This window comes from Streptomyces flavochromogenes (assembly GCF_000717595.1).
Classification (GTDB): Bacteria; Actinomycetota; Actinomycetes; order Streptomycetales; family Streptomycetaceae; genus Streptomyces; species Streptomyces flavochromogenes.
Window position 1 is genome coordinate 1 of record NZ_JNZO01000156.1, and the last position, 212, is coordinate 212.

Annotated in this window: 1 protein-coding gene; it reads right to left on the bottom strand. The window is 73.1% G+C overall.

The features are described from left to right. The coding region (locus IF00_RS46635) for a hypothetical protein (RefSeq protein ID WP_209439856.1) at positions 1-212 on the bottom strand (212 nt) is incomplete at both ends.

Sequence of the window (212 nt, forward strand, 5' to 3'; positions counted from 1 at the left end):
CGTAGTCGACGCTGACGCGCGCCCGACCGGCAGAACTCACACCGTCAGCCCTGCCGACAGTGAGCAACAGCCCGTCAACACCCGCCTTCTCAGCGGCGGCACGGGACTCCACGGAGATCCTCGCCCGGGTCACGGCCGGTGCGCCGACGCCATCGCGGGCGCCCTCCGCCGTGTCGGCGACGGCGGTCACCGAGACCGGCAGTTCACGCGCC